Annotated in this window: 26 protein-coding genes; 10 read left to right on the forward strand and 16 right to left on the reverse strand. The window is 62.4% G+C overall.

Features of this window, described 5'->3' with window-relative positions; genetic code table 11:
- Positions 1-5: 5 nt before the first annotated feature.
- Together CCICO_RS08730 and CCICO_RS08735 are read right to left on the reverse strand one after the other, a co-directional pair.
- A complete protein-coding gene (locus tag CCICO_RS08730; protein ID WP_018020153.1) occupies positions 6-851 on the reverse strand; it encodes a DUF3152 domain-containing protein in 846 nt (281 codons plus the stop codon).
- A gap of 237 nt (positions 852-1,088) precedes the next feature.
- Entirely contained in the window at positions 1,089-1,316 is a 228-nt protein-coding gene (locus tag CCICO_RS08735; protein WP_018020152.1) for a DUF3107 domain-containing protein, read from the reverse strand.
- Between the two features lie 420 nt (positions 1,317-1,736).
- Between CCICO_RS08735 and CCICO_RS08740 the strand changes: the two genes are divergently transcribed.
- Positions 1,737-3,044: a DEAD/DEAH box helicase gene (locus CCICO_RS08740; RefSeq protein ID WP_051067275.1), complete on the forward strand. Its 1,308-nt coding sequence runs from the start codon at positions 1,737-1,739 to the stop codon at positions 3,042-3,044.
- A gap of 28 nt (positions 3,045-3,072) precedes the next feature.
- On the forward strand, positions 3,073-4,377 hold the full coding sequence (locus CCICO_RS08745) for an Rv3212 family protein (RefSeq protein ID WP_018020150.1): 1,305 nt from the start codon (positions 3,073-3,075) through the stop codon (positions 4,375-4,377).
- 38 nt (positions 4,378-4,415) lie between these two features.
- Here the strand turns inward: CCICO_RS08745 and CCICO_RS08750 are convergent, their stop codons facing one another.
- Positions 4,416-4,817: a hypothetical protein gene (locus CCICO_RS08750; protein WP_018020149.1), complete on the reverse strand. Its 402-nt coding sequence runs from the start codon at positions 4,815-4,817 to the stop codon at positions 4,416-4,418.
- Between the two features lie 167 nt (positions 4,818-4,984).
- Here CCICO_RS08750 and CCICO_RS08755 point away from each other — a divergent pair, with 167 nt between their 5' ends.
- The 3 genes from CCICO_RS08755 to CCICO_RS11415 all read left to right on the forward strand — a co-directional run bounded on the left by CCICO_RS08755 (position 4,985) and on the right by CCICO_RS11415 (position 6,840).
- Positions 4,985-6,007 carry a diacylglycerol/lipid kinase family protein gene (locus CCICO_RS08755; RefSeq protein ID WP_040357819.1) on the forward strand — a complete coding sequence of 341 codons (1,023 nt, stop codon included), beginning with the start codon at positions 4,985-4,987 and terminating at the stop codon, positions 6,005-6,007.
- A gap of 378 nt (positions 6,008-6,385) precedes the next feature.
- The gene (locus tag CCICO_RS08760; RefSeq protein ID WP_018020147.1) at positions 6,386-6,649 is read left to right on the forward strand and encodes a WhiB family transcriptional regulator; all 264 of its coding nucleotides are present in this window, start codon (positions 6,386-6,388) and stop codon (positions 6,647-6,649) included.
- 116 nt (positions 6,650-6,765) lie between these two features.
- A complete protein-coding gene (locus CCICO_RS11415) occupies positions 6,766-6,840 on the forward strand; it encodes a 50S ribosomal protein bL37 (protein ID WP_370513275.1) in 75 nt (24 codons plus the stop codon).
- Between the two features lie 97 nt (positions 6,841-6,937).
- Here CCICO_RS11415 and rsrA read toward each other — a convergent pair whose 3' ends face one another.
- Genes rsrA through CCICO_RS08775 form a run of 3 tightly spaced genes read right to left on the reverse strand, consistent with a single transcriptional unit; the run spans position 6,938 to position 8,633 of the window.
- Positions 6,938-7,204: a mycothiol system anti-sigma-R factor gene (gene rsrA, locus CCICO_RS08765; protein WP_018020146.1), complete on the reverse strand. Its 267-nt coding sequence runs from the start codon at positions 7,202-7,204 to the stop codon at positions 6,938-6,940.
- On the reverse strand, positions 7,201-7,869 hold the full coding sequence (locus CCICO_RS08770) for a sigma-70 family RNA polymerase sigma factor (protein ID WP_018020145.1): 669 nt from the start codon (positions 7,867-7,869) through the stop codon (positions 7,201-7,203). Before CCICO_RS08770 ends, rsrA begins: the two co-directional genes overlap by 4 nt.
- Positions 7,870-7,871: 2 nt before the next feature.
- The gene (locus CCICO_RS08775; protein ID WP_018020144.1) at positions 7,872-8,633 is read right to left on the reverse strand and encodes a metal-dependent transcriptional regulator; all 762 of its coding nucleotides are present in this window, start codon (positions 8,631-8,633) and stop codon (positions 7,872-7,874) included.
- 67 nt (positions 8,634-8,700) lie between these two features.
- Here CCICO_RS08775 and ybaK point away from each other — a divergent pair, with 67 nt between their 5' ends.
- A complete protein-coding gene (gene ybaK / locus CCICO_RS08780) occupies positions 8,701-9,231 on the forward strand; it encodes a Cys-tRNA(Pro) deacylase (RefSeq protein WP_018020143.1) in 531 nt (176 codons plus the stop codon).
- Positions 9,232-9,272: 41 nt separating this feature from the next.
- On the opposite strand, the gene CCICO_RS08785 is transcribed toward ybaK, so the two are convergent.
- Complete coding sequence (locus CCICO_RS08785; protein WP_026161526.1) at positions 9,273-9,950, reverse strand: SOS response-associated peptidase; 678 nt, start codon at positions 9,948-9,950, stop codon at positions 9,273-9,275.
- Between the two features lie 111 nt (positions 9,951-10,061).
- Between CCICO_RS08785 and aroA the strand changes: the two genes are divergently transcribed.
- From aroA to CCICO_RS08800, 3 genes are read left to right on the forward strand one after another with little or no spacing between them, the layout of a single operon-like run.
- A complete protein-coding gene (gene aroA / locus CCICO_RS08790) occupies positions 10,062-11,399 on the forward strand; it encodes a 3-phosphoshikimate 1-carboxyvinyltransferase (protein WP_018020141.1) in 1,338 nt (445 codons plus the stop codon).
- Positions 11,400-11,408: 9 nt separating this feature from the next.
- Positions 11,409-12,425, forward strand: coding sequence for a ribosome small subunit-dependent GTPase A (rsgA, locus tag CCICO_RS08795; RefSeq protein ID WP_018020140.1), 1,017 nt, complete (start codon positions 11,409-11,411; stop codon positions 12,423-12,425).
- Positions 12,422-13,792 carry a chloride channel protein gene (locus tag CCICO_RS08800; protein WP_018020139.1) on the forward strand — a complete coding sequence of 457 codons (1,371 nt, stop codon included), beginning with the start codon at positions 12,422-12,424 and terminating at the stop codon, positions 13,790-13,792. The genes rsgA and CCICO_RS08800 overlap by 4 nt, the downstream gene beginning before the upstream one ends.
- On the opposite strand, the gene CCICO_RS08805 is transcribed toward CCICO_RS08800, so the two are convergent.
- From CCICO_RS08805 to CCICO_RS08820, 4 genes are all read right to left on the reverse strand, one after another.
- A complete protein-coding gene (locus tag CCICO_RS08805) occupies positions 13,789-15,087 on the reverse strand; it encodes a fatty acid desaturase family protein (RefSeq protein ID WP_018020138.1) in 1,299 nt (432 codons plus the stop codon). The two genes, CCICO_RS08800 and CCICO_RS08805, sit on opposite strands and share 4 nt — an antisense overlap.
- Before the next feature lie 43 nt (positions 15,088-15,130).
- Complete coding sequence (locus CCICO_RS08810; RefSeq protein WP_018020137.1) at positions 15,131-16,237, reverse strand: flavin reductase family protein; 1,107 nt, start codon at positions 16,235-16,237, stop codon at positions 15,131-15,133.
- Between the two features lie 105 nt (positions 16,238-16,342).
- Positions 16,343-16,849: a DUF6912 family protein gene (locus CCICO_RS08815; RefSeq protein ID WP_018020136.1), complete on the reverse strand. Its 507-nt coding sequence runs from the start codon at positions 16,847-16,849 to the stop codon at positions 16,343-16,345.
- Between the two features lie 4 nt (positions 16,850-16,853).
- Positions 16,854-17,264, reverse strand: coding sequence for an HAD family hydrolase (locus tag CCICO_RS08820; RefSeq protein ID WP_018020135.1), 411 nt, complete (start codon positions 17,262-17,264; stop codon positions 16,854-16,856).
- 440 nt (positions 17,265-17,704) lie between these two features.
- On the opposite strand from CCICO_RS08820, the gene CCICO_RS08825 reads away from it, so the two are divergent.
- A complete protein-coding gene (locus CCICO_RS08825; protein ID WP_018020134.1) occupies positions 17,705-18,082 on the forward strand; it encodes a hypothetical protein in 378 nt (125 codons plus the stop codon).
- A gap of 36 nt (positions 18,083-18,118) precedes the next feature.
- Here the strand turns inward: CCICO_RS08825 and secA are convergent, their stop codons facing one another.
- The 5 genes from secA to mtrB all read right to left on the reverse strand — a co-directional run bounded on the left by secA (position 18,119) and on the right by mtrB (position 26,644).
- Positions 18,119-20,737: a preprotein translocase subunit SecA gene (secA, locus tag CCICO_RS08830; protein WP_018020133.1), complete on the reverse strand. Its 2,619-nt coding sequence runs from the start codon at positions 20,735-20,737 to the stop codon at positions 18,119-18,121.
- A 366-nt stretch (positions 20,738-21,103) separates the two neighbouring features.
- The gene (hpf, locus tag CCICO_RS08835; protein WP_026161524.1) at positions 21,104-21,775 is read right to left on the reverse strand and encodes a ribosome hibernation-promoting factor, HPF/YfiA family; all 672 of its coding nucleotides are present in this window, start codon (positions 21,773-21,775) and stop codon (positions 21,104-21,106) included.
- Positions 21,776-21,964: 189 nt separating this feature from the next.
- Positions 21,965-22,579 (reverse strand): ComF family protein, encoded by a 615-nt coding sequence (locus CCICO_RS08840; protein WP_026161523.1) that lies wholly within the window; start codon positions 22,577-22,579, stop codon positions 21,965-21,967.
- Between the two features lie 107 nt (positions 22,580-22,686).
- Positions 22,687-24,534, reverse strand: coding sequence for an MtrAB system accessory lipoprotein LpqB (lpqB, locus tag CCICO_RS08845; RefSeq protein ID WP_018020130.1), 1,848 nt, complete (start codon positions 24,532-24,534; stop codon positions 22,687-22,689).
- A complete protein-coding gene (mtrB, locus tag CCICO_RS08850; RefSeq protein ID WP_018020129.1) occupies positions 24,518-26,644 on the reverse strand; it encodes an MtrAB system histidine kinase MtrB in 2,127 nt (708 codons plus the stop codon). Before mtrB ends, lpqB begins: the two co-directional genes overlap by 17 nt.
- Between the last annotated feature and the right edge of the window lie 16 nt (positions 26,645-26,660).

Here is a 26,660-nt window from a genome sequence, read left to right on the forward strand (position 1 = left end):
CGAAGTTAGTCCTTCTTGCCTGTCGGATAGGGCCATGCGTTGTAGCTGCAGGTGGCCTGGTCATCGGGGTAGATCTCGTTGGGGTCGATCTTGTTCAGCTCCGAGTTAGAGAGACTGAGGGTCTGCTGCATCATGATCGGCGCGAGCGCGCCGTCGCGGCCGCAGGGCACGTGCTGGGCATAGCCGATGCCGTGCCCAACCTCGTGGTTGATGAGGTATTGACGGTAGGCGCCGAGGTCGCCGGCGAAGGGTCGCGCACCGCGCACCCAGCGGGATTCGTTAATCACCACTCGGTTGCCGTCGGAGGTGAAACAGGAGGTCTCCATGGCGAGGTTGGCGCCGCATTCCTTGTGGGTGGTGGCCACAGAGGTGAGCTGGATGTGCAGATCCGCTTTGTCGGCATCCGCAATGTGCTTGAAGCCAAATTCGGGATCGGCGGTCCAACCCTTGGGGTTGGTGAGGGTGGCATCCACCATCGCGGCAAAGCCGTCATCGCCGCCGTAGTGGGCGGGATCGAGCCCGTCTTCTACCTGGATGACATAGGTGAAGGTGCGGGGGCGCCCTGCCCCAGCTTCGGCGCCGGGATTACCCACGGTTCGGTAGGTGCCCTTCCCTTTGTCAGTGTAGGGCCCGCCATCAGGCAGCTCTCCGCCTTCGGTCATGAAGTCGAGATCAGCTGGGTTGGGCACGGGGGGACGGCGGTCGTTATCGGCGGTACTGGTGGCTGCGGGCGGGTTGGGCGGGGTGGTGTCCGCAGGCTGCTGAATGATGTCTACCAGCACCCATACGGTGATGATTGCGAGCACCGGAATCGCATAGGCTCGCCAGCCATAGTCGCGGGCAAAGCGCACGAAGAAGGAATCCTGAGCCTCGTCCGCTTCTCGACGCTCACTCGCAGCCTCGTGCCGCCCGTGCCGAGAGCGAGTCTCCTGCCGCTTCGGGCGCGGGTCAGCAAGATCATCGTGGTCATTCCACGCGTTGTAGCGGTCGGGGCGGTTCTCCCCGTCCAGGCCGCGTGGGTGTCTTCTCTCGTCGATGACTCGCTACTCCTTTTAGCTCGTGCGCGTGTGGGTGGTCAACCAGGTGCGTTAGTTGATAAAGCCCACCGGGTGCGCGTGTGCGGAACCAACTTCCACATATGCAATGGAGCTACCGCACACCACGTAGGTACGGCCCTTGTCATCGTCGAGAGTCAGCGAGCTCGGCTCTTCCGCCTCGAGCACCTTCTTCACCTGTGCCAGCACCTGGTCTTGGGCGGTGTTGGTGGCGATCACGAGCTCGCGTGGGCTGTCGTTGAAACCGATCTTGATGTCCATGAAGTGATGCCCTCTTTTCTCTATCTGTGCCATTCGCGCGGCACCTGCCTAGGCTACCGCGCCGGCGCGTATGAGCAACGATTATCGTCTCACATGCGCGGCCAGGAGGGTAGCTGCCTGCACTGCGCACTGAGGCATTCTCCAATACTAGTGGCAGGCCAGTTAGTATCTATAGATGTGTCTGACCAAGGATCCTCCACCGCTCACGATCAGCCTCGCTCTGCCCGCTCGAGGCATTCTCGACGCCGCGTACGCCGCGTAACCACCCGCCAGCGCCCAGCCGAGTCCCCGCAGCCGACTCAATCGGCACCACCCGAGGACACTCAGGCCCATGCCTCGGCCTCGGCTGCAGCGGCCGGCTCCTCGGCGTCGACCAGCACGCCCACCCCGCAGGGTTCGAGCACTCCCACCTTCGCCGAGCTGGGTGTAGCCGTAGAGATTGTTGAGGCCTTGGCAGCCAAGGGCATCACCCATACCTTCGCCATCCAGGAACTCACCTTGCCCTTGGCTCTTGATGGCGCCGACATCATCGGCCAGGCGCGCACGGGCATGGGCAAAACCTTGGGCTTCGGCGTGCCGGTGCTGGATCGCGTCTTCGATGCCGCCGACGTGGCTGAGCTCGATGGCACCCCACGCGCGCTGATCGTGTGCCCCACCCGCGAGTTGGCGGTGCAGGTGAGCGAGGATCTCATCAGCGCCGCCGCGAAACTGCCGGTACGGGTGACAGCCATTTATGGTGGCACTCCTTATGAGGATCAGATCTCCGCGCTCGAGCGCGGTGTGGACGTGGTGGTGGGCACTCCCGGCAGGCTCATGGACCTTGCCCAGCGCCAGGCGCTGCGGCTGGATCAGGTGGCTATCTTGGTGCTCGACGAGGCCGATGAAATGCTCGATCTAGGGTTTCTACCTGACATCGAAAAGCTCATGTCCATGCTCACCCATGCGCATCAAACCATGCTGTTTTCGGCCACCATGCCCGGCCCTATCGTCACCTTGGCGCGTGGTTTCTTGCACAAGCCGGTACATATTCGTGCCGAGTCAGCGGAGTCCTCGCAGACCCACTCCTCTACCCGCCAAGTGGTGATGCAGGCGCACCAGATGGACAAAACCGCCATCATCTCCCGCATCCTCCAGGCTCCCGGCCGAGGTCGCACCATCATCTTCACCCGCACCAAGCGCTCCTCGGCGATGCTGGCGGAAAACCTCGCCGCCCACGGCTTCTCGGTGGGGGCGGTGCACGGCGATATGGGGCAATCTGCGCGCGAGCGTTCGCTCAGCGCCTTCCGCGAGGGCCGCATCACGATTCTGGTTGCCACCGACGTGGCGGCCCGCGGTATCGATATCGACGATGTCACGCACGTCATCAATTACCAGACCCCAGATGATCCGATGACCTATGTGCACCGTATTGGTCGCACCGGCCGCGCCGGACACACCGGCATCGCGGTGACTCTGGTGGGCTACGACGAGGTACACAAGTGGGCGCTCATTAATGATGAGCTCAAGCTCGATACGCCCGAGCCTCCGCAGTGGTTTTCTACCTCGCCGGAGCTCTTTGAGGCCCTCGACATTCCGGAGGGTGCCACCGATTCCATCGGCGATGCCCGTCCGGTCTTTGGTGGCGGGGCCTCCAGCGTGCGCAACCGCGGTGGCCGAAAGCGGGGCTCGTCTCATAACCGCGACCGTGGTTCCCACCAGGGTCGCGGTGGCCGCGGCCGCCGGAACTAGAAAGTGACATTCTCTTCTTTCCTCGCCTATGACTTCACGTGACAGCGTGGCGGCCGACTCCGCCTCTTCCACCCGTCGCCGCGGTGTTGGCCCCGCCGGCACCGCCGGCTGGGCTGTGCTGGTGCTTGTAGTGGTGCTCATCTGCGTGCTCACTTTCATCAGTGCTCCAGCGCGCCATGCGCATCTACACAGCACTATCGGCCCCGATCAACAGCCCCCGGCGGTGCCGGACACTGTGACCTCGTTTCCACAGTCGCTACACAAGCAGTGGAGTATCGCTGCCGGGTCCCCGCTACACGAGGACGACACCTATGTGGTGGACGGTCTGGTGATTGCCGCGGAGGAGCATCGGGTCTATGCCTTCGACCCCGCTACTGAATCCGAGCGTTGGTCCTATGAACGCAGTGACGCCACGGTGTGTGCCCTGTCGGTTGCCTTCGCTCAGGTGATGGTGTCTTTTTCCACTGGTTTTGGTTGCGGTGAAACGACCGCGATCGATGCCGATACGGGGCGCTATAAGGCCACCCGTTCGGTACTCACCGCAGAGCCGGTGCACTCTGTGCGCTCGAATGACGCCGCAGGTGTGTACAACGATGAGTTGGTGGTGTTATGGCGCTCGGATTTGGTGCGCACCATCCAGGTGGGCACGGACCCCGCCCCGCAAGAGCGCGAGCAGCTCGGCACGGAGTATTGCCGTATTGGCTCAGCCCTGACGCGGCTCAGCTCCCTGGCATTGGTGGATGTGTGCGCCCCGGGCGAGGCGGATAACGAGACTGGCCAGCTGCTGGCACGGCTGCATTTTTTCGACCGTAATCCCGAGGATTCGCGAAAACCAGAGCCAGAAGAGACTATCGAGTTAGAGCAGCCGGACGCACAGTTGCTGGCTATCGCCAAGGAGGCTGCGGCGGTCTACTACCCACCGCTTGAGCCGGGGGCACAGGGCCGCATTGTTTCCTATGGTCACGATGGCTCGGTTCTGAGTGAGCGCAGTGTGCCGGCGCTGTCCGATCCCCACGATCTCATCCACGCCGATCTGCCGCATCACGTCACGGTGCACACCGATCGCGGTCTTATTCTCTTCCACCCCACCACCCTCGCGGTCGAGCACATCTTCGCCGATGCCATTGGCTCAGGTGTGGCGCTGGGCAGCGATGCGGTGGCCTATCCGGTCCGCGATGGCCTTGCCCTAGCCGAGTGGGGTTCGGGCGAGCGCATCGGGCATGTTCGCGCTTCCATCGATGATGGCGCCGATTCCACCCCCATCAACCTGCGCTTGGCTGGGGACACCATCATCGCCAAGCAGGGTTCGACGATCACAGGGTGGCGTCGATAAGCGCTTATCGACGCCACCCTGGCGGCCCGAATTCCCCGCTAGTACTGCGATGCAGCCCAGCGCACCGCTACCCCATTAAAGAGCAGGCCTAGGCCGATGAATCCTACGATTCCCACCGCGATGGCGAGTGGGGTGTGCCCGCCGCCGTGGATATAGAAGGCAATGGGGATGAGCAGCATGTTGAGCATGAGGATGGGGGCTCGGCCCCAGCGCTTACCGCGCGCGAGCACGATGGCGGCGGCGAACACCGCGCCGAAGAAGATGAGAAAGACCACGCCCGTGCCGAAACCAAGCAGATCGGCGCGGAGTTCGTCTTCGAAGACCGCAGAGTCATCCCGGTAGCCGAGCACGTCACGGATGATGAGAAAAAGCCCGTATCCGATGCCGGCGAGCCCCTCGATTCCGCCGAGTATCGCCGCCCACCGAATGGGGGCAGGCACGGCCGCCTCAGGGGCCTGCTCTGTGCGCGTAGTCGGACGAGGGCGTGGGGATTTATCTGCTCTGCTCACAAAGCATCAGTTTATACCCAGCCCTTGCGGCTTCCCGAGACGTCCCGCTGCTGCACCACGCACGATGCGGTGGGGGAAATCCTTTACACTGGGGAATCGTGCGAAGCCTACTTTTGATGAACCCGAACTCCACGAGCGTCAGCCATGCCATTGTCCGCGAGGTTGTGAGCGCGCTCGCGCCTGTGACGTCCATCAAGGCTGTCCATACGGCCTATCCGCAGCATGCGGAAGAGATCTGCGCCGGGCTGCGGCGTGAGGATTATGACGCCATCATTGTTCTCGGTGGCGATGGCACCGTGGGTGAGGTTATTAATGGCCTGCTCGGCAAGGACATTGATGCCCGCCCAGACGCAGATGTACTGCCACGGCTGGTGATTATTCCTACCGGCTCGGCCAATGTCTACGCCCGGGCCCTCGGATTGCCCAATGATCCGGCGGAGGCCGCCGCCGAGATCGCCGAGTTGCTGCGAGCCGAAGCGGTGCGGCGACTGCCGCTTGCCATGGCCCACAATGTGGGTTCGGCCGATAGCGATGCGCAGGATGATCAGTCCCGGCGCTGGCTGTGCGTGAACCTAGGCATCGGCATTGACGCCGCGGTGATCCACTCGATGGAGCAGGCTCGCAAGCGCGGCATGTCCGCCACTCCCGGCAAATACGCCCTCATCGCGGCCCGGGCGTGGCGCCGTCTGCGGGCGCATCCGCCGCACATCTCCTTCACCGCGGAAACCGCGAGCGGGGTACGCGAGGAAAAGAATCTGCCCTTGGTGGTGGTGTCTAATACGAACCCGTGGACATTCGCCGGCCCAGTTCCGGTTGTGACCAACCCCGATGCCCGAACGGAAGGTGGGCTGTCTATATTCGCCCTCACCAGCGGCGAAGGCCCCGGAGGTTTGGCCGCCCTGATGAAAACTGTGGGATCTAATGTCCGGTTCTGGTCCGCTTTGCCTGTGGATACCGGAGAAATCCAAGTTGACGATATCAACGCTCTTACACTCACCCTCACAGAGAAGACGAAGTGGCAGCTAGACGGCGAATTCATGGGCGAGACAGATCGTATCGATATCGTTTCTGTCCCCGAAGTCATCGACGTGATTGCCCCTGAAGGCCCTCAATTAATGTGAGATATTGCACATTTTTGCGCGAAACTCTAGCCAAGCGGACATACTCGTGCAAGAATTCACCTCAGCGAAGGCAAAGAAAGCAGAACCCTTTGCCACACTTCGGTAGAAGCAGAGCTTAACCACACGTTAAACCCGCAGCTGAGACGGAACGCTTGAGCGGCGGGCGTTATTTTTTCTCCTCTCTGGCTTCTCTGCGGCTAGCATGCACGGGCCCACCTTGAGTGGTGTTGCCCGCCAGCTGTGCGGCCCTGGGATGTTCAGATCAGTGATAAACCAACGCCCCGCGAAGCTTCCTCCCTGCACCCCTCTGTTTGTGTCCGGAGTCTTGTTATCACCACATAGATGCACAGAAACTTTTTGCTTATTTAAGGAGTACACATGGACTGGCGCCACAATGCCGTTTGCCGCGACGAGGACCCCGAGCTCTTCTTCCCTGTAGGAAATTCCGGCCCTGCCCTCGCTCAAATCGCCCGGGCGAAGCTCGTGTGCAACCGCTGCCCTGTGACGAACCAGTGCCTGAAGTGGGCCCTCGAGTCCGGCCAGGATGCCGGCGTATGGGGCGGCATGAGCGAGGACGAGCGCCGCGCGCTGAAGCGTCGCAATAAGGCTTTGGCTCGCCAGCGCTCCCGCGCCACCGTCTAGGACCTGTCTCCTCTCGCCCACCCTCGAGGTGAATTGTTTTCGCCTTTGTTGAGGCGATACACTGGGCACTCAAACTTTAGTTTCATTCTTCACCCACCTCTAGGAAGGAGACCACTATGAGCAAGCGTGGTCGCAAGCGTAAGGACCGTCGCAAGAAGGGCGCTAACCACGGTAAGCGCCCCAACGCCTAAGCCAGCACCGGCCTAGGCCATCGAGCAAAGACAAAACCCAGCCTGACTCTCACATCCGAGTCACGCTGGGTTTTTCCTTATTCACCACTTGCAGCGGTTAGCCGATGGTCCACTCCACCCGCATCTTAAAGCGGATGGTTTCTCGCAGATGAGTGGGCGCCTTCTGGCAGCAGCACCGCCTAAGCAGCTCCTTGACCTGCTCCTCTACTCCTAGCCGCTCGAAGCATTCGGGGCAGGCCTCGACATGCCGCCGCAGTCGCTCACGCTCGCCCGGGGTGCAATCCCCGTCGAGCAGCCGCGCGAGAGAGGCGTAGGCGCGCTCGCAACTTTCAGAGCATTCGTGCTTGCGTCCGCAGTCTCTCATTGGCTCACCTTCCGCGTCGTCGTGGCCGTCTGGGTTGTGTGAGTTTCACTATCTACGCCGATACCATGATCGGCCGCTACTTCCTTCAACGCATCACGCAGCTGTCTTCTTCCCCGATGCAGCCGGCTCATCACCGTTCCGAGGGGAGTGCCCATGATCTCCGCGATCTCTTTATAGGCCAGTCCTTCTACATCGGCGTAGTAGACCACCATGCGGTAATCCTCGCTCAGCTGATTCATCGCGTCTGCGATCTGCGTGTTCGGCAGCAGCTTCAACGCCTCCACCTCGGCAGATTCCAGCCCAGTGGAATCGTGAGTGGAGGTGCTCATCAGCTGATGATCGGTAATTTCCTCGGTAGGCATCTGCTGCGGATGGCGCTGCTTCTTGCGATAGCTGTTGATGTAGGTGTTCGTCATGATCCGGTACAGCCACGCCTTGAGGTTGGTCCCCGGGGTGAAAGAGGAGAAGGCCTGATAGGCCTTGAAATAGGTTTCCTGCACGAGGTCCTCTGCATCTGCCGGGTTGCGCGTCATGCGCAGCGCGCCGCCATAAAGCTGGTCCAGCAGCGGCAGCGCATCCTCCTCGAAGCGCTTTTCGAGGCTGCGCTGATCCTCGCCCGCATGCGCCCGGCCCGTGGCCTGTGCGTTGTCAGGTGTTGTCGCCATGCTTATTCCTGTGGCTCCTGCCTTAAATCGCGTTGTGCGCCTAGCGTTGTATCGTCTTTCATTCTAGGATCCGCCACATCCACGCAGCGCACCGCCTCCTCATTGAGCAGCACCGGCTCCGATGCCCATGCACCATCGGCCTGGCGTACATACAGCGCCACCATGCCGGCGAAGGGCGGTTCACCTACGCGAATCTCGGCACCCGGCACGATCGCGTGCTCGCGCAGGTAGCGCAGAATATCCACGCTGTGATCGTGAATCCGCTCAACCACCGTGTGCTCGCCGGTGGCGATGGCCCTGAGCGTGAACCCGCCCACCGTGTCGATCTCTCCGCTGGCACTGGGAATGGGATCGCCGTGGGGGTCGCGACTGGGGAAGCCGAGGAAGGTGTCGAGCCGGTCGAGCAGCCGATCAGAGATGGCGTGTTCGAGCATCTCCGCCTCCTCGTGCACCTCGTCCCAGCCATAATTCAGCGCCTCGACGAGGAAGGTTTCCACCAGCCGGTGGCGTCTCACCATCGCAAGCGCCAGCTGCCGTCCCTTCTCGGTGAGAGTGATGCCGTGATAGGGCTCGCGGTGGATATAGCCGTTGAGGGCTAGCTTCTTCACAGCCTCCGAGGCGGTAGGAGCCTTTTGCTCCATCGTGGTGGCGATCTCCTTCAACGAGGCTGGGGCATGCGTGCGCTCACAAATATCGAAAATGTTTTTCAAATAATCTTGAGTGCGCACAGGCAGATCGGTGATGGGCGGTACGGGCGTATCCATAGTCTCTAACCCTAATGCCCAGCGGCTCGTTCGCCATGTTTATGCAGCGCTATAGTGAGACGTCGTTATGGCAAAGAAGAAGAACAGGCCCACCTCCGGCGCCGCCACGCCCGCCGTGGCTACCCTCAAGGCCGCCGGGGTTGACTATCGCGTACACGAGTTCGACCCCGGCTCTGATCACTTTGGGCAACATGCAGCTCAGGCCCTCAGCGCCGCGCAAGGGGCCGAGGCATCGGCCATCTTCAAAACTCTGGTGGTGGATCTCAGCGCCGGCCGCGGTCCGCGTCGCATGCTTGCGGTATGTTGCGTTCCCGTCACCGGCTCGCTGTCTCTCAAGAAAGCCGCCCAGGCTTTTGGGGTGGCCAAGGTGAGTATGGCCGATCCCCACGATGCCGAAAAGTCCTCCGGATACATCACGGGCGGAATCTCCCCGCTGGGGCAGAAAAAGCCACTACCCACGCGTATCGACGCCACCGCTACCTCCCACCCCACCATCTACGTCTCCGGGGGCAAGCGGGGGCTGGATATCCAACTCAGCCCCCACGATCTAGCCACCGTGGTAGGCGCGGAATTCAGTGACCTTGCCGCCTCCTCCTAGCTGATGTCGGCAGGTGAAGGTGAGCGTCGAAAAGCGCACCCCTAGGAGATGAGCTCCGGGTAATCGTTACTCACCGCACCTACGGCCTTATCGGCCGGGGAGCTCACGATGTGGGCCCGCAGCGACTCCGGCGAGGGACCAGCGACAATACGCTCCGCCATGTCCTTTTCCCCCATCAGCCACGCGCGGGCTTCTTCTGCTGTGAGAAGACGCGGCATGCGATCGTGGAGCCAAGCGATCGGCTCGGCGCTAGCGGTCGTGATGATCGTGCTCGACAGCTGCTCCACACCGGTGGCCGCCAGCCCCGCTGCCCACAGCAGCTCGCGATCATCTCGGTGCACGAAATAGGGCTGCTTGTCCTTCCACTCGTAGTAGCCGTCCATCGGAATCACGCAGCGTGAACGGGAAAAGGCGGTGCGAAAGGACGGCTTGGAGGCCACCGTTTCAGCGCGGGCGTTAAACAACACAGGGCCGGTGGTGTCCTTCTTCCACTCCGGCAGCAAACCCCAGCGGGCGGCCCGCAGACTCACCGGCGCCGAACTCGCGGCATCGGCGAGAAGCTCGCTGAGCACCAACGCCGGTATCGACTGAGTAGGCGCGATGTTATAGCGCGATGGCGGGCATCCTTGGGGTGTATCGATGTCCGCGACATCCAGCACCCGGCGCGCCTCATCCACCAGCTGCTCATCGGTTGTGAACAAAACAAAACGACCACACATGTCGCCCATTGTGCCACCGCCGCGGCCACGACTCCCCCGTATGCCCACAGCCACCTGCGATTTTGGGGCGCCTCGACGCTAGCATGTGGCCCTGACCCTAGAATCTAAGGTATGGATTCAGCTCGCATGCCCCTGTGGGACAGCCCGTTTGTGAAGGACCCTGTGCGCGCCCGCGTGCACATTCCCGGTTCGAAGTCGATGACCAACCGTGCCCTCATCTTGGCCGCACTCGCAGACTCTCCCTCCACCATCTCAGGGGCGCTGCGCAGCCGCGACACCGACCTGATGATCTCCGCGCTAGCGGACTTGGGCACCTCCATCACCGATGTCTCCGCCTCCCACGGCAGCCCCAACATTGAACTGCGGGTTCATCCCCACGAACTCTCCGGCACCACCATTGATTGCGGACTGGCCGGCACCCTCATGCGCTTCGTCCCTTCGGTGGCGGCGCTCGCCCACGGCACCGTATTCTTCGACGGCGATGTCCAGGCCCGCACCCGCCCCATGGGTGCTGTGCTCAATGGGCTGAGGGGGCTAGGGGCGCGTATCGACGGCACCCGCCTGCCCTTCGAAGTGCACGGCACCGGCAGCCTACCCGGCGGCGACATCTCGATCGACGCCTCTGACTCCTCGCAGTTTGTCTCCGGTTTATTGCTGGCGGCTGCCCGCTTTGATGAGGGCATCGTGCTGCGCCACACCGGCACCGTGCTGCCCTCCCAACCGCACATCGATATGACGATCGCGATGCTGCGCGAAGCCGGGGTGGAGGTGGAGACCTCCGAGCGCCACGTGTGGCGGGTCCGTCCAGGAACGATCCGCGGCCGCCACTGGAAGATCGAACCCGATCTGTCGAATGCCACTCCCTTCCTCGCGGCAGCGGCGGTGAGCGGCGGCGAAGTCACGATCCCCCAGTGGCCCCACACCACCACCCAGCCTGGAGATGCCATTCGCTCCATCCTCACCCGCATGGGAGCGGAGGTAGAACTCCACGCCCGCGGTGATGGCCACGAACTCGTGGTCACCGGCCCTGCGCGGGGTTCTCTGCGCGGCATCGACATGGACATGAGCGATATCGGCGAATTGACCCCCACCGTGGCAGCGCTCGCCGCAGTGGCCAATTCCCGCTCCTTTTTGCGCGGAATCGCGCATCTGCGCGGCCACGAAACCGACCGGCTCGAGGCACTGAGCACCGAAATCAACCGCCTCGGCGGGCGTTGCGAAGCCTCCCCCGATGGGCTCACGATCACCCCGGCACCGCTGCATGGCGGAGTCTGGCACAGCTACCACGATCATCGAATGGCCACCGCCGGCGCCATCATCGGGCTCGTCACCGAGAACGTCCAGGTGGAAAACATCGGCACCACGGCTAAAACCTTGCCTGGGTTCGACACCATGTGGACGCAGATGATCGCTGGCACCCAGCCCACCAACCGCGGTAACGAGGAGTAAGACGAGACAGTGGCTAGATCCCGGCGCGACTTTGACGAATCCGATGTAAAGATTCGCCCCTCCAAGGGCTCGCGGCCCCGCACCAAGCATCGCCCCAAGCACGCTGATGCCGTGTTTGGCATGGTGATCACCAAAGACCGCGGCCGATGGGGCGTGGCGCTTGATGGGCGTAGCTCTGGGGAGACGATCACGTGCATTCGTGCCCGCGAGCTGGGCCGCACCGCCATCGAGGTGGGCGATCGCGTGGGCGTGGTGGGCGATACCAGTGGCCGTCCCGGCAGTCTGGCTAGGATCGTCAAGCTCGCCGAGCGATCCTCAGTACTGCGCCGCACGGCCGATGACACCGACCCCTATGAGCGAATCGTGGTGGCCAATGCGGAAAAGCTTCTCATCGTCTGTGCCGTGGCCGATCCCCCGCCCCGCGCCGGCTTTGTGGAGCGTGCCCTCGTGGCCGCCTATGTTGGCAACCTCTCACCGGTATTGTGCCTGACTAAGTCTGATTTGGCCGATCCTTCCGCTTTCGCCGCCGAGTTCGACGCCCTCGAGGTTCCGGTGGTGGTGTGTGGCATCGATGACTCCCTCGATGAACTCAACACGATAATCGATGGCCATGTCTCTGCCCTGATCGGCCACTCTGGGGTGGGTAAATCCACCTTGGTCAATCGCATCGTCTCTGACGCCCACCGAGCCACCGGCGAGGTCTCAAGGGTGGGCAAAGGCCGCCACACCTCCACCCAATCGGTGGCGCTGCCTCTGGATTCCGGCGAGGGCTGGATCATCGACACCCCCGGTATTCGCTCCTTTGGGCTAGCGCACGTGACCCCAGAGAACGTGATTGCCGTGTTTGATGATCTCGCGGCCGCCGCCGAGAACTGTTCCCGCGGCTGTACCCACCTCGGGCCTCCGGCCGATCCTGAGTGCGGATTGGATGAACTCGAAGGCCCCTCAGCTCGGCGCGCCGAGGCGGTGCGTCTGCTGCTCACCTCATTGCACTCCAATGATGAATGGAAGATGAAGAACCTGTGAGTAGCGAGCCCCGCCCCATACCGCAGCCCGGTGCCTCAGAGCGGGCGCCCGCCGATAGTGGTGATCGAGGTGAGCGCGGCACGAAGGGCACGGGAGTGGCCACGCCGCAGGCCCGCCTGAGGCGCTTGGCGCTGCTGTGTTTCTACACCCTCATCGTTGGCGTGGGCACAGGCCTAGGCGCGGCGGCGTTGGTGAAGACAATGCAGATGGTGGAGCTTGTGGTCTACGGTCGCCATGAGGGCATGACCGCACATCTGACGGCCGGCACCAGCGCCTCCCAGCGCTTCTGGGGCATCACTATCGCCGGGCTCTTAGCCGGTGGGGCATATTATCTGCTGCAGAAGAAGGGCAAGCCGATCCGCTCGGTCACCGAGGGCATGCAGGGCAAGCCCATGCCGGTGCTTTCTACCCTCATCAACGCGTTCCTGCAGATGATCACCGTGGCCGCCGGTGCTTCTGTGGGGCGAGAAAACGCGCCCCGCGAGCTGGGCGCGATGATGTCTAGCCAGCTCTCGCACCGGCTGGAATTAGATTCAGAGACCCGCCGCATCTTGGTGGCGGCTGCCGCTGGGGCCGGTCTGGGCGCGATTTATCACATTCCTTTGGCAGGGGCCATCTTTGCGGTGGAGATCCTGCTGGGCTCGATCACGATCCGAACGATGATGACGGTGCTGGCGTGTTCCGCAGTAGCAACAGTCACCTCCGGCATCGTAGTGGGTAACGATCCCCTCTATGCCACCATTCCACTATCAGAGGGCTGGGGCAATCTTGGTGCCGCGCTCATCGTGGGCGCGCTGTGCGGTGTGCTCGGTGTGATCTTCCGCAGCGTGATTTCGCGCGCAGAGAGTAACAAAACCCAGGGCCCGCACATGCTGTGGACCATCCCTGCCGCCTTCATTGTGGTGGGACTGATATCCATCGAGCTGCCCACCGTGCTGGGCAACGGCCGCTTGGCCGCGACCGAGGTGCTTATCGGCCGGCCGACCCTGGCCTTCGCCGCGGCCTTGCTGGTGGCCAAAGGCATCGCCGTGTTTCTCACCCTGCGCTCTGGTGCTGTCGGTGGTGTGCTTACCCCAGGTTTCGCCATGGGGGCGCTGGCCGGCTATTGCATCGGTGTGTTTGTCCAGCCCTTCATGCCAGGGCTGCCGGCCTCGGACTTTGCGCTGCTCGGCTGCGCCAGCTTCCTGTCCACCTCCATGGCTGCCCCGCTGTTTGCGGTGATCGTGACTATCGAGTTCACCGGCCAAACCTCGAGCGCCTACCTGGCGTTATTCCTTGCCGCCGCCACAGCCTCGCTAGTGGGCCGCGCCGCCAGCGAAACCATGAAGATTCCACTGAACGTCACCATGCCGTGGAACCGCCCTTAAGAGGCTGAACGTCGCTGCGGGGTGCGGCCGGAGAAGTTCAACACGATCTCCTTGACCCCAGGACGAATCTTCTTCAACATGCCCAAGCCGGTGGCCAACCCGCGGCGCACCCCGTTCTCCCCTTCTCCGATGTGCAGGTATTGTTCCACGGGAAACTTCTCACTAAAGGCCGCATTGGAACGCACCTCGGGGGCGTTGTCTTTATCCGCCACCATGAAACGCGGCGGCAGGCTCAACTTGAGCAGAGTCTTTTGCACTTTGAAGAACTGCGCGGGGAAAGACCCGGTGTGATACGGCAGGTCATAGTCGCGGGCAATCTGCTCCACCTTCGCGCCCACCTCCGCTAGACGGTTCGAGGGCATCGTGGGATAGAGGTGGTGCTCGATCTGGTAATTGAGGTTGCCCGAGAGCACGCTCAGCAGGAAACCGCCGCGGAAATTCGCAGAGCCAAGCATCTGCCGCAGGTACCACTCGTTGTGATCTTCGGTGGCGTGCTGCTTCTTGGTAAACGTTTCGGTCTCATCCGGGAAGTGCCCACAGAAGATCACCGAATAGGCCCACAGGTTGCGGATCAAGTTGGCAAGAACATTACCCTTCAACACAGTCGACCCAAGCCCGAAAGGCAGAGCCACGAGCGGGAAGATGGCGTAATCCTTGAGCAACTGATTGCGTACCTTGGCAATGGTTTGCCACAGCTTCGGTTTGGTCTCCTCCCATGTGGCCTTGCCGGCGGGGATTTTGCCCAGCTCGACATCGTAGAAGGCCACCGCCCATTGGAAGAAGGCCGCGAGCACGGCGTTGGTGAGCGGCTGCGCCAAGTGATACGGCTGCCACGGGCGATCCCGTGTGACCCGCAGAACGCCATATCCCACGTCATTGTCCATACCGAGGACATTGGTGAAGGTGTGGTGAATGTAGTTGTGGGAATGCATCCACTGCTCCGAGGGGCAGTTATTGTCCCATTCCCAGGTGGTGGAGTGCACGGTGGGATCATTCATCCAGTCCCACTGGCCGTGCATCACATTGTGGCCAATCTCGAGATTCTCGAGGATCTTCGACAGCGCGAGCAGCCCGGTGCCGGCGGCGAAGGCAGCTTTGTTCTTGCCCCAAAACAGCGCAGCTCGGCCCGCGATTTCGCAGCCCCGCTGCACCCTAATGAGATTCGTAATGTAGCGCGCGTCCCGCTCGCCGAGGTCAGCCTCCACCTCTTGTTTAATCGCGTCGAAGCGAGCTCCGATGGCGGCGATGTCCTCGTCACTGAGATGCGAATAGGCGCGAATATTATCGATAGCCATAATCTGTGTGTCTCTCCTTCGCGTTGCACCGATGGTGCTTTATCTATATCCGGACGTCCCCGCAGGGCACAGAGTTGCACACGCGCACCCGCTCCCCGGGCCCGCACACACTTCCTGTACTTAAATCCATCACGTGGCCCTCTTTGATCTCTTGGACGCAGGTGTGACAGATTCCCATGCGGCAGCCGTGCGGCAGCGCCACACCGGCCCGCTCTGCCGCCTCGAGTACTGTGGTAGCCCCATCGACATCCACCGATGCTTGGCCCCCGATGCTCACCACTCCCCCGGGATTAGCCTCGGCCTTCGAGCGATCCAGATTAAAGCGCTCGCTGCGGATCTGGGCGGGATCTATCACAGACCCCAGCTCCTGCTCCGCGGTACGGATCATCTCCTCGGGGCCACACACATAGACGGCGTAGCTGGATAGCTCCGGGATGGCGTCGATAAGCGACTGCATGGACATTCGCCCCTGCTCGCTGGTGATGGTGAGCAGCAAGCGAACTGAAGGGTGCGCGCCGAGGCGCTCGAGCTCCTCGGCAAAGAGCAGATCGTCGCGTTCACGCACCGAATGGGCGATCACGATGGAGCTGTGCTCGATGGCCCCGGTGTGCTCGATATAGCGCAGCATGCTGATGATCGGAGTGATACCGGTGCCAGCGGAGAGAAACAGCAGCCGCTCCGCCACGGGATCGGTGAGGTGAAAATCCCCAGCCGGCGCGGCGAGACGAATGGCCATGCCCACTCGAGCGTGGGCGATGAGATGCTGCGACACCACCCCACCATCGACGGCGCGCACGGTGATATGGAAGGTGGAATCGCCACCGCGCACCGGCGCATTGGTCAAGGAGTAGCTACGCCACACGAAACGGCCGTTGATGGGCAGGCCAATGCCAATGAATTGGCCGGCGTTAAAATCAAGAGGCACGCCCCACCCAGGGGCGATCTCGAGGTGCACGGTGCGTGCATTGACAGCAGTGATGCGGGTGATCTCCCCGCGAAGTTCGCGCGTGGACCAACGATGATTCAGCAACGCGGTGTAGTCATCAGGAAGCAAAGGGCTGGTGATCGCCCCAAGAATACGGCGGAAGCTACGTAGCCGATCCGGACTAAAGCGGCGGCTACCGGGGGTACGAGCAGGCGGAATGGCCATGGAACGGCCTCCAAATATTTTCTCCACGGGAACTAACTATTACGTTAGCGTACCTTAGCCCCGTCTGTATCGCCTGTCTAGTTTTACCCCCGAAATCTCATCCAGCTAGAGCAGCTCCACCACGAAGGGCAGTTCGGTGGGGTCGTACCACGCCAAGAAATGCTCGGCGGCATCCCCCACCGCTAGCTGCGCGTCCTCGTCCCCTAGCTCGGCAGCCTCCAGCACAGTCAACGCGCGCTCAATATCAGCCTCTGCATCCTCGAGATCAATGTGGAGCGCCGCAACATCGCGCAGCTGCACGGCCGCGGGGCTTAAACGCACAACGGATTCGCCCATGTCCGGCTGAAATTCCACTGCCTCATCGGCCACATCGGCGCTAATGACCACTCGGCGGTGTGGGAAACGTTGCTCGCTATCAATCGCCAGCAACCGAATAGAGGCGAGAGCGGCATCGTCGAAGGCCACCTCGGAGAGTTCCTCATCGTCACCGCTGGTATAAAACTCGCGCAGCGCTGGGGTGAGGGCGAAGCCCCAGCCGTTGCGGGCGTGGATCATCCCCTCGCTGTGCAGCTGCTCGAGCATCGGGAAAGTGGCCGGAAGATAGACGCGCATCGAGTTAGAATTCCCCTTCGATCTCGAAGACGCCGGCGATCTCCACGATGGCGCGATCGAACTGCTGGTAGTACACGCCAATCAGCCCAGCTTCCACAGCGCCACGCACATTCACGATGGAATCATCCACCATGACCAAGTCCTTGCGATCCAGCTCCAAGGTATCAGCGGCAAATTGGAAGGCCTCCACGGTGGGTTTTTCTGCCCCGATTTCACCAGAGAGCAGTACCGCATCCACGATGCCGCGGAACTCCCACTCGCGGATCTCATCGGCGCCGGGACCGCCGGGATCATTGGACAAAATGGCGATCGGCGCGCCCTTCTTCCGCAGGGCAGAGAAGAAATTGCGCCAGCGGCGCTGATCCTCCTCTGAACCGTCAAGCACACCCACATAATCCACTACTAATCCGCGCATGAATTCTCCTTAAAGTAACAACTGTCTCTGCAGCTGCCTTCACTAAAAAGGCGCTGCTATTTCTGATAATGCTTCCTTCACCCACCCCAAGGGGTGCGCTCGGCTAACTCGGCAGGCGCCGCGCCGCTAACCATGCCATACTATACGCGGACAACAGGGGGATTCCACGGGCCACCGGCATGCACGTGCCGGGGATGGTTGCGTTAGCGACCGCGCACCCGCTGCGCAGGAAGGCCATCGACGCGCCCATGAGCGAGAAGACGTTAACCTTTGCCTCGATTGCAGGCAGCACCCATTTGAAAAAATTGCAGCCACTGCCCTCTGCGGCAGTGGGTTCTACAGACCCCGACCATGCGTGTGGCGGCAGCGCGTCCGGTCCGCCGCACGACGCTGCGATCACGAATGCCAGCCGAGGCCCGCATACAGGCCCACATGCCCCGATGCCACGCCGGCACCTCTCGGATCTGCACGGCGTGGCCCTGCCTGCAGTGAGCCGAGTATTGGCGGTGCTCAGCGGTGCCGCCGAGCCGAGTAGCCTCGCCCCAGCCCGCTTCGCTGTGCAGGCGCGGGCACACGTGGCCATGATGCGCCGGCTGATCAACGCCCAAAACGCCTCGCCGGATACCACTGCCCCACCGATCGCTGAGCTCCGCGTGATTCCGGATGTGTATCGCCCCGATCGTTTCGACTTTTTGGTGAGGCTTGGCCGCCCCCTTGGCAGGCTCAGCGAGCACCGCTTTGTGGCTGGGGCCATGGAGCTTTCGACGCATAAAACAACCCGCAAGGTGTGGTGCGTCCACACCCTGCGGGTGTTCTAGTCTCGAGCGCCCTGCGGCCGCTGAGCCGCCTGACTGCTACTGCTCTGCCGGGCCGCGGTAGGTGCGCTTGGATTCGGCCTCGCGCACCTTGGCCACATCGCCGCCGATATCTTCGGCATCGATCTTGCCGTCATTGTTGATGTCAGCGGTGCCTGCCTCTTCCATCTTGGGCACAAACTGCTGGCGCAGGAGGAAGAGCTGGCGGACGGTTTCTTCCTTGATGCCGTCCTTCATGGCGTTGAACATGTCGCCGCCTTCCTTCTGGTATTCCACCAGCGGATCGCGCTGCGCCATGGCACGCAGGCCGATGCCCTCCTTGAGGTAGTCCATCTCGTAGAGGTGCTCGCGCCACTTCTGGTCCACGATGGACAAGATGATGGTGCGCTCTAGGTTGCGCATCTGCTCCTCGCCGCCGAGGGAGGTGACGGCCTCCTCGAGTTCGGCGTAGCGCGAACGGGCATCGTCGATCAATGCGCTGCGCAGATCCTCGGCGTCGAGCTCGCCGGCAGCACCATAGGTGGTGCCATCGATGAGTTCTTGGTAGCCGAAGCTGGGGCCGTAGAGCGCCTCAAGTGCGTTCCACAGCTCGTCGAGGTCCCAGTCCTCCACGTAGCCATGGGCGGTGGCGGCGGAGACATAGGCGGAGAGGGTCTCGTCGATCATGTTCTTCACGAAGGGCTCAACGTCCATGCCTTCGAGGATCTCGCGACGCTCGCCGTAGACCACCTTGCGCTGCTCATTCATCACTTCGTCGTACTTGAGCACGTTCTTACGTGCCTCGAAGTTCTGGTTTTCCACCTGCGACTGGGCGGTCTTGATGGAGTTGGACACCATCTTGGCCTCGATCGGCACATCGTCCGGCACGTTCAGGCGGTTCATCATGGACTCGATGGCTTGGCCGCGGAAACGCACCATGAGCTCATCGCGCAGCGAGAGGTAGAAGCGAGTTTCACCCGGATCACCCTGACGTCCCGAACGGCCGCGCAGCTGGTTATCGATACGGCGCGACTCGTGCCGCTCGGTGCCCAGCACATACAACCCGCCGGCTTCACGTACCTGCTCGGCGTACTTCTCGGAGCGCTTCTTGGCATCGGCGATGGCCTGATCCCACGCCTCCTCGTACTCCTCCGGGTTTTCCACCGGATCTAGGCCGCGCTCACGCAGCGCCAAGTCCGCGAGGATGTCTGGGTTACCACCCAGCACGATGTCGGTACCACGACCAGCCATGTTGGTGGCCACGGTGACATTGCCCGGCAGACCTGCCTGGGCCACATACTGGGCTTCCTGCTCGTGGTGCTTGGCGTTGAGCACGTTGTGCTTGATACCGCGACGCTGCAGCAGCACAGAGAGGTACTCGGAGCGTTCCACGGAGGTGGTGCCCACCAGCACCGGCTGGCCCTTGTCTACGCGCTCGGCGATGTCATCGGCCACGGCCGCGAACTTCGCCTCCTGCGTCTTGTAAATCAAGTCCGGCTCATCGGTGCGCTGGTTGGGGCGGTTCGGTGGCACGGCGATCACGTTGAGCTTGTAGATCTGGTGCAGCTCGGCGGCCTCGGTTTCAGCGGTACCGGTCATGCCGGCCAGCTTGTCGTAGAGGCGGAAGTAATTCTGCAGGGTGATGGTGGCGAGAGTTTGGTTCTCGTTTTTAATCTCCACCTGCTCCTTGGCCTCGATGGCCTGGTGCATGCCTTCGTTATAGCGGCGCCCAGAGAGCACACGGCCAGTGAACTCGTCCACGATCATCACTTCACCGTTGCGCACGATGTAGTCCTTATCGCGGGTGAACAGCTCCTTGGCCTTGAGCGCATTATTGAGGTAGCTGACCAGCTGCGAGTGCTCGGGGGCGTAGAGGTTATCGATGCCGAGTTGGTCCTCGACGAAGGCCACACCCTCTTCCTTCACGCCGATGGTGCGCTTGCGCACATCCACCTCGTAGTGGATGTCTTTCTTCATCAGCGGCGCGATCTGCGAGAAGGCGGTGTACCACTGCGAGGTTCCCTCCACAGCACCGGAGATGATCAACGGGGTACGGGCCTCGTCGATGAGGATGGAGTCCACCTCATCCACGATGGCGTAGTGGTGGCCGCGCTGCACCAAATCGTCGAGCGTGCGCGCCATGTTGTCACGCAGGTAGTCGAAGCCAAACTCATTATTGGTGCCGTAAGTGATATCGGCTGCATATGCTTCACGACGCTGCGCCGGGGTTTTGCTGGCCAGAATCACATCAGTACGCAGCCCAAGGAAGCGGTGCACACGACCCATCCACTCGGAGTCACGCTTTGCCAGGTAGTCATTCACCGTCACCACGTGCACACCCTTGCCCTCGAGGGCATTGAGGTAGGCGGGCAACACACAGGTGAGAGTCTTGCCCTCACCCGTTTTCATCTCGGCAACGTTGCCGAAGTGCAAGGCACCGCCACCCATGATCTGCACCGGGTAGTGCTTCTGGCCGAGCACGCGCCACGATGCCTCGCGGGCCACCGCGAAGGCCTCCACTACGAGGTCATCGACGGTCTCGCCGTCCTCGAGGCGCTTTTTGAACTCATCAGTCTTCGCGCGCAGCTCATCATCGCTGAGCTTTTCGTAATCCGATTCCACTGCGATGACCTGATCAGCGAGGTTGCGCAAACGCTTCACGGCGCGCCCCTCACCCATCCGGAGTAGCTTTGACAGTCCTAGCACAGGCTCTACTTTTCCTTATATATCGACAATCGAAGCGACGCGCCGCTGCATTCCTTCCGCGCCCATAACATCTCGGCACGGCGCACGGCACACTCACGTTCAAGCTTTTGCTGTGGGCAGCATAACGCACTATCGGAGATAAGGCGCAGCTGCCCGCACGTCTGGAACTATTGTACGCACCCCGGCGCGTGGGCGATGCAGCCTACCCTCAGTGCCCCGCACTGACGTGCACTTAACCCTAGGGAGCTGGATAAGTAGCCAACACGCCACCGACCCGCTCCGAGCACCATGGCTCCGAGCGGGTCGGACAGTACGTACTGACTTATGGCGTTAAGAGAGCTAGCTCTCCTCGTCCTCAGTGAGGGCGATCAGGCCGTAGTCGAAAGCGTGGCGGCGGTACACCACGGACGGGCGGTTGGTCTCCTCATCGATGAAGAGGTAGAAATCGTGGCCAACGAGCTCCATCTCCGAGAGAGCATCATCCACGCTCATCGGGATAGCGGCGTGCTCCTTCCGACGAACGATCTGACCCGGCATGACATCCTCCACCTTGTCGGCGTAGGTGTCTGTGTAGCGGTCATCCTCTTCCGCCTTCGCGGACTGAGCCTCGTCCACGAGCTCGCGGGCGATCTCGCCGGTGGACAGCGGGGCGCGGTGACCGGAGCGGCTGATCGTGCGGCGGGCCTTCACCTTGCGCAGGGAACGCTCCATCTTTGCCAGCGCGGTCTCCAGTGCGGCGTAGAAGCTATCTTCCTTCGCCTCGGCGCGAGCCAAGTGACCCTTACCGGTGGCGGTGATCTGAATGCGATCGGCGCGATCGGCGCGGCGCGGATTCGGCTCGTGCTGCAGCTCGACGTGGAAGAAAGTGAGGGTCGGATCGAGGCGCTCGATCTTGGAGAGCTTGGTGTTAACACGCTCAGCGAAGTGCTCGGGAACCTCAACGTTGCGGCCAGTGATGCGAACCTGTGCTTCTGGGCGCAGAGTCTCGGTGTTGTCAGCAGGTGTAGTCACGTGCGTGTACCTCCCGGGGTTGGCCACCACCATCAAAGGGGCTGGATTGCTCCTTCGTGGTCTGCGGTGACGTTGATGTCTTGCACCTCCAGAATACATCTGGTTATGACCAATCTTCTAGGGTTCTCAACCATGTTCGCCCCTAGCGGACACCCCGCTGAAAGCATTGCCCCAGTAACGTGGGTTTCTCTAAGCCGCCGCTAAGGTTATGGCGCCGATCACTGCTACCCCCGCATATGCCAGCGCGGCTCGACTCGCGGCGAGAGTCGAACCGGTGGTGAGGACGTCGTCGACAAGCACACTGGCATAAGGCGGCCGCACTGCCCGCGCCACCCGCACCGAGCCGCTGAGACTACGCCGGCGTTCCGCGGCGCTCATCCCCACAGAATCGCGGGCCCGAGGAATACGAAAGAGCAGTTCAGCAGTGTGTAATCGAGTGTGGCGACACAGGGCGGCCACATGATCACCGCCACGCTGGCGCGCATGTTTTCTGGTGGTGGGCGCCGGCACGAGACTCAGCTCCTGCGGCTCCGGCAACTCCCCGCGGGCGGCAAGATACTCGAGAGCGGCCCGCAGCACGGCGGCGGCATGCGGAATCACATCCACCCGCCCGCGCTCCTTCATATCCAGGATGATCCGGCGGTGCGGCCCACCATAGGGGCCACACGACCACACGGGGATATCCAGCGCCACGGTGGGCATAACCAGCTCCGGCGGCCGCGCCAATGCCCGCTCACAACGGGCGCACACCCGCACCCCCGGTGCCCGACAGCCAGCGCAGTGCACCGGCAGTAGCCATTCCACAGGCCCACTCACTGCATCCTCCCCCTCGTGCGTGCAGCAACCCTCGCCCCAAACGATCGCCGCTGCGGCAGAGAACTACCGCCGCAGCATAAGACTGTCCCCGCAGCTTAGCGCGCCACCACCGGCACCGCACGGGTTCCCTGTAGGGCCGGCACCTCGCGCCAGAAGGTGGAGTTGCCGCCCACGGGCAGCTGCAGCACCGAGTGCTGGTCGGCCACCACATAGGTGGAGTTGCTCGCCGCCACCCCACGCACTGGAGCGGTGATATTGCCACTCGGCAGGGCGATCGTCTCCGAACCATCGGTGGAGATCTGCCACACCGGGCTTTCTTGGCTCTTGGTGCCCACGATCAGCGCCCCCGTGGGCGTCCAGTCCAAGGTGGTGGCCTGGTTACCCAAGGAGGGCGCGATGTTATGGATCGCGGTTAGCTTGTACTCCCCCGGCTGCTCCGGCACTACAGTCGCCAAATACACATCGCCCTGGACGATGAACGCGGCACGCACCCCCGTAGGGGAGAGCCGCAACGCGGTAATTGGCGGGCGCCTGGATTCCTCCTCGGCGTCGATCTGCTCCCACAGCTCATCAATATCCACCTCGGTGTTCGCGATCTCACCGGTGGAAGTGGAGCGGGCAGTACGCACCACAGTGGTGCCATCCACCACGCTCCAAATGGCGTTGCCATCGGCGGCGAAGGTCGGCCGAGTGATACTGCGGCCATCGAGGGCCTTTTTCATCGGCGCGTCGAAGGCGCCGTAGTAGAGAGTGGAATCCTTCACGGACTCATCCACCCCCGACACCTCGGGGTCCTCATCCACGCTGGGGTCGGTGGAATACACCGCCGCCACAGACTCCGAGCTGGCAAACACATCTGCCGACTGCATCACTCCCTTGGTATCGCCTTGGGTAGACACACGCGCTGGGGTGTCGTTCTCGATGGAAAACAGCTCGCCCTGCGCCACGGCATAGAGCGGGAAGGACACCGCAGCGGAGGCGAAAGGATTGAACTCGGCCACATCCGACAACTCGGTGGTATTCGATCCCGCCGACAGCGGCAGCCCATCCGAGGTGATGGCATAGGGATCGGCGATATCGGAGCGGGCCAAGGTCCAGGCCACTTGGGCGCTAAAGAGCTGGCGCTCCTCGGAACTCAGCGTCTGCAGACCGGTGAACTCATAGGCCGAGTCCTGTTTACCAATGAAGGTGGAATCGGTGGGCAGCACCGTTTTCACTCCCTCGCGCAGCGCCTCCCTCGGACCTGCGGCCAACAGGGTGAGCAAGGTGGTGTCTAAGGATTCCTGATCCGAATACACCCAGCGCCGATCCGCCACCAGCCGCTGGAATTTGGGGTCGAAGAAGTAGATATCTCGCGGCTGATACTGCTTGCTCAGCTCGCTCATCTCGATGATCACCCCGTCCGGCAAAGACGCGATGCGCCACTCGCCGTCGACACGCTTAAGCGACATCTCCGCCTCGAAAGAGGCATGCTCGGGCTGATACACCCCTCCCTCACCGAGATAACCCACTACCTCGCCACGCACGGTGTATCCCACCGCCCCGTCGCGCGGGGTGCCCTTGGCGTTGAGGTCCACACGATCAACAATGATCGCCCCCGTGGTGGGCTCCGGGCTGTCCTTCCACGCCCCTGCCGCCTCGGGGGTCATGAAGTTTCGGGCACTGGCGTGGTTTTTGGTCGGATTCGCTGAGGCAGTAAAGAAATCACGCAGCAACAGATCCGGCTCCCGCCCAGGCTCCGGAGTGAGCTCTCCGCCCACATCCACCCCCGGTTCGAAAGACCGCAACGCCTGCGGATCGGAATCGGTGGGCAGGCTGGTGCAGCCCGCCGTGGCCATCGCAGCCGCCACCACCGTGGCGAGCACAGTCTTTCGGGCCGCCCAAATGCGACGCTCGGCCGCACAGGTGGCGGCGGAGAATCGGGGATTAATCGCGCCGGTCATTCTCCTCCTCCTTCGGGGTGTGCTCAGTGGTGTCCTGGTCTGTGGCCTCCGCCGCGTCTGGCTTGTCGAGATGGTCGGTGTCCTCGAGGGGGCCGAAGTCTTCCAGCTCCGCGGCGGCAAGTTCCTCTTCTGAGATTTCCATGAGATCGGCAAAATAATCTCGATGCGGCGGCCGCACCGCCGGCGGCTCATCGGGGCGCTGCCCCTCTGCACACTCGGCTGCCTGGTTCTCGGCGCCGGCCCCTGTGAAGCCGGGCTCGGAGGTGTCGGGGTGAGGATCATCGAAGGCATCGAGCTCCGCCCGCGCCCATTCTTCATCCGTGATCTCGTCAATCACCTGCGTGGCCGGCTCGGCGCCCACAGCTCCGGTCGGCAGCTGGGCGGGGGCATCCTCTGCGGCATCCTCTGGGAGTTCCGCGCTGGCACCCGCGGGCTCGTGAGGCTTATCGACGCCATCCTCTGCCACCTCATCGCTTTCGGTGTTGGCGGCCAGCGCCTCAAACTCATCGGTGTGCAACTCGGTCACGCCAACAGAAATCGAGGTGTCGATGAGATCGAGCGGCAGCGGCGACTCACCATATTCCTCGTGGGGGCGGCGCGGAACGGTGAGACGGAACATGGTGCCCACCCCGAGCTCGCCGATAGCTTCAAGACTGCCGCCGTGGAGTTGGGCATCCTCGCGAGACATCGCCAGCCCCAGGCCAGTGCCGCCGGAGTGGCGCTTCCGGGAGGGGTCGGCCCGCCAGAAGCGTTCGAACACCAGCTCCTCTTGGCAGGATTTCAACCCCACGCCGTTATCGCACACGGCCAGAGCCACGGCTTCGTCGTTGGCGCGCAGACGCACAAGCACCGGCTTGCCCTCGGAGTGGTCGATAGCATTGGCCACGAGATTGCGCAGGATACGCTCGACGCGGCGCGCATCCACCGTGGCCATCACCGGCTGTTGGGGCAGGTCGAAGCGCACCGACACTCCCACTTGCTCGGCGAGGTGCTTGACCTGCTTCCACGCGGAAGTAATTACCGAGCGCACATCCACCTCGGAGGCTGAAAGCGTGGCCACTCCGGCATCGTGTTTGGAAATTTCCAGCAGGTCCTTGAGCAAAGCCTCGAAGCGGTCGAGTTCACGGATAAGCACATCGGAGGCGTGCTGAGTGAGGGGGTCGAGATCCTCGCGCTGCTGGACGATGAGTTCTGCGGCCATGCGCACCGAGGTCAGCGGTGTCGATAGCTCGTGGGAGACGTCCGAGGTGAATTGGCGTTGCAGATCACCGTATTCCTTGAGCTGGTCAATCTGCTTGGACAGCTCCTCGGCCATCGAGTTGAAGCTCATGGCCATGCGCGCCATTTCGTCTTCGCCGTCAACCACCATGCGCTCACGGAAGTGGCCATTAGCGAAGCGCTGGGCGATGCGGGAGGCCGAGCGCACCGGCCCCGTAATCTGTTGGGTGAGCAGCCATGAGATGCCCACCAAGAGCACCAACAGCACCACGCCACCGGCGGCAAAGAGACCGCGCATGAGGGCGAGGGTTTGCTCCTCGTTTTCCATCGAGAGCACCAGATAGACCTGCAGCTCTGGCACACCAGAATCGGTGGGGGTGCCGATGATGAGCGATTTCACGCTCGAGCCGTCTTCTTTGTCCACCATGGTGAACTGGTAGGAGACTTGGCCTTCGCTCACGAAGCGGCGCAGCCGCGGAGGGATCTGGTAACCCTCGGGCGAGCTGATCACATCGGCGTCGTTATCGCTATTGACCACCACCACGGGCTCATACACCGCGGCTTTATCGGCCACGGGCCCGCCGGCGCGGGCTGCCAACGCCGAGCGCGCCGAATTCACCTGCAGCTGCAGGCTGGTGGCGGAGTCAATGGAAGAGATCTGCTGCTCCACAGTCACGCGCGCTCGGTCGATCTCCGAGTTCGCGATATCAAGCTTGGCGTCTACCAGGCGCTGCGTCATGATCGAGATCATAGACAGGCCCAAAATGAGCACAACAAGGGCACACACCACGAAGATCGACCCGATCACACGGATCTGCAGCGAGGTGTTCCACTTGTGGGCGACCGCGTAGCGCAGACGCCGCGCCTCGGATTTGAGTTGGCGGATGGTCACAACGATGAGCCGGCTC

It is taken from the genome of Corynebacterium ciconiae DSM 44920, from assembly GCF_030440575.1.
Taxonomy (GTDB): domain Bacteria; phylum Actinomycetota; class Actinomycetes; order Mycobacteriales; family Mycobacteriaceae; genus Corynebacterium; species Corynebacterium ciconiae.

Coding starts and splice junctions, on each gene's coding strand:
- CCICO_RS08825 (WP_018020134.1), top strand. CDS start 17,705: ATGCCACGCCGGCACCTCTCGGATCTGCACGGCGTGGCCCTGCCTGCA.
- CCICO_RS08775 (WP_018020144.1), bottom strand. CDS start 8,633: ATGGATACGCCCGTACCGCCCATCACCGATCTGCCTGTGCGCACTCAA.
- aroA (WP_018020141.1), top strand. CDS start 10,062: ATGGATTCAGCTCGCATGCCCCTGTGGGACAGCCCGTTTGTGAAGGAC.
- CCICO_RS08770 (WP_018020145.1), bottom strand. CDS start 7,869: ATGGCGACAACACCTGACAACGCACAGGCCACGGGCCGGGCGCATGCG.
- CCICO_RS08810 (WP_018020137.1), bottom strand. CDS start 16,237: ATGGCCATTCCGCCTGCTCGTACCCCCGGTAGCCGCCGCTTTAGTCCG.
- ybaK (WP_018020143.1), top strand. CDS start 8,701: ATGGCAAAGAAGAAGAACAGGCCCACCTCCGGCGCCGCCACGCCCGCC.
- CCICO_RS08820 (WP_018020135.1), bottom strand. CDS start 17,264: ATGCGCGGATTAGTAGTGGATTATGTGGGTGTGCTTGACGGTTCAGAG.
- CCICO_RS08815 (WP_018020136.1), bottom strand. CDS start 16,849: ATGCGCGTCTATCTTCCGGCCACTTTCCCGATGCTCGAGCAGCTGCAC.
- CCICO_RS08805 (WP_018020138.1), bottom strand. CDS start 15,087: ATGGCTATCGATAATATTCGCGCCTATTCGCATCTCAGTGACGAGGAC.
- CCICO_RS08785 (WP_026161526.1), bottom strand. CDS start 9,950: ATGTGTGGTCGTTTTGTTTTGTTCACAACCGATGAGCAGCTGGTGGAT.
- lpqB (WP_018020130.1), bottom strand. CDS start 24,534: ATGACCGGCGCGATTAATCCCCGATTCTCCGCCGCCACCTGTGCGGCC.
- rsrA (WP_018020146.1), bottom strand. CDS start 7,204: ATGAGAGACTGCGGACGCAAGCACGAATGCTCTGAAAGTTGCGAGCGC.
- CCICO_RS08760 (WP_018020147.1), top strand. CDS start 6,386: ATGGACTGGCGCCACAATGCCGTTTGCCGCGACGAGGACCCCGAGCTC.
- CCICO_RS08745 (WP_018020150.1), top strand. CDS start 3,073: ATGACTTCACGTGACAGCGTGGCGGCCGACTCCGCCTCTTCCACCCGT.
- CCICO_RS08735 (WP_018020152.1), bottom strand. CDS start 1,316: ATGGACATCAAGATCGGTTTCAACGACAGCCCACGCGAGCTCGTGATC.
- secA (WP_018020133.1), bottom strand. CDS start 20,737: ATGGGTGAGGGGCGCGCCGTGAAGCGTTTGCGCAACCTCGCTGATCAG.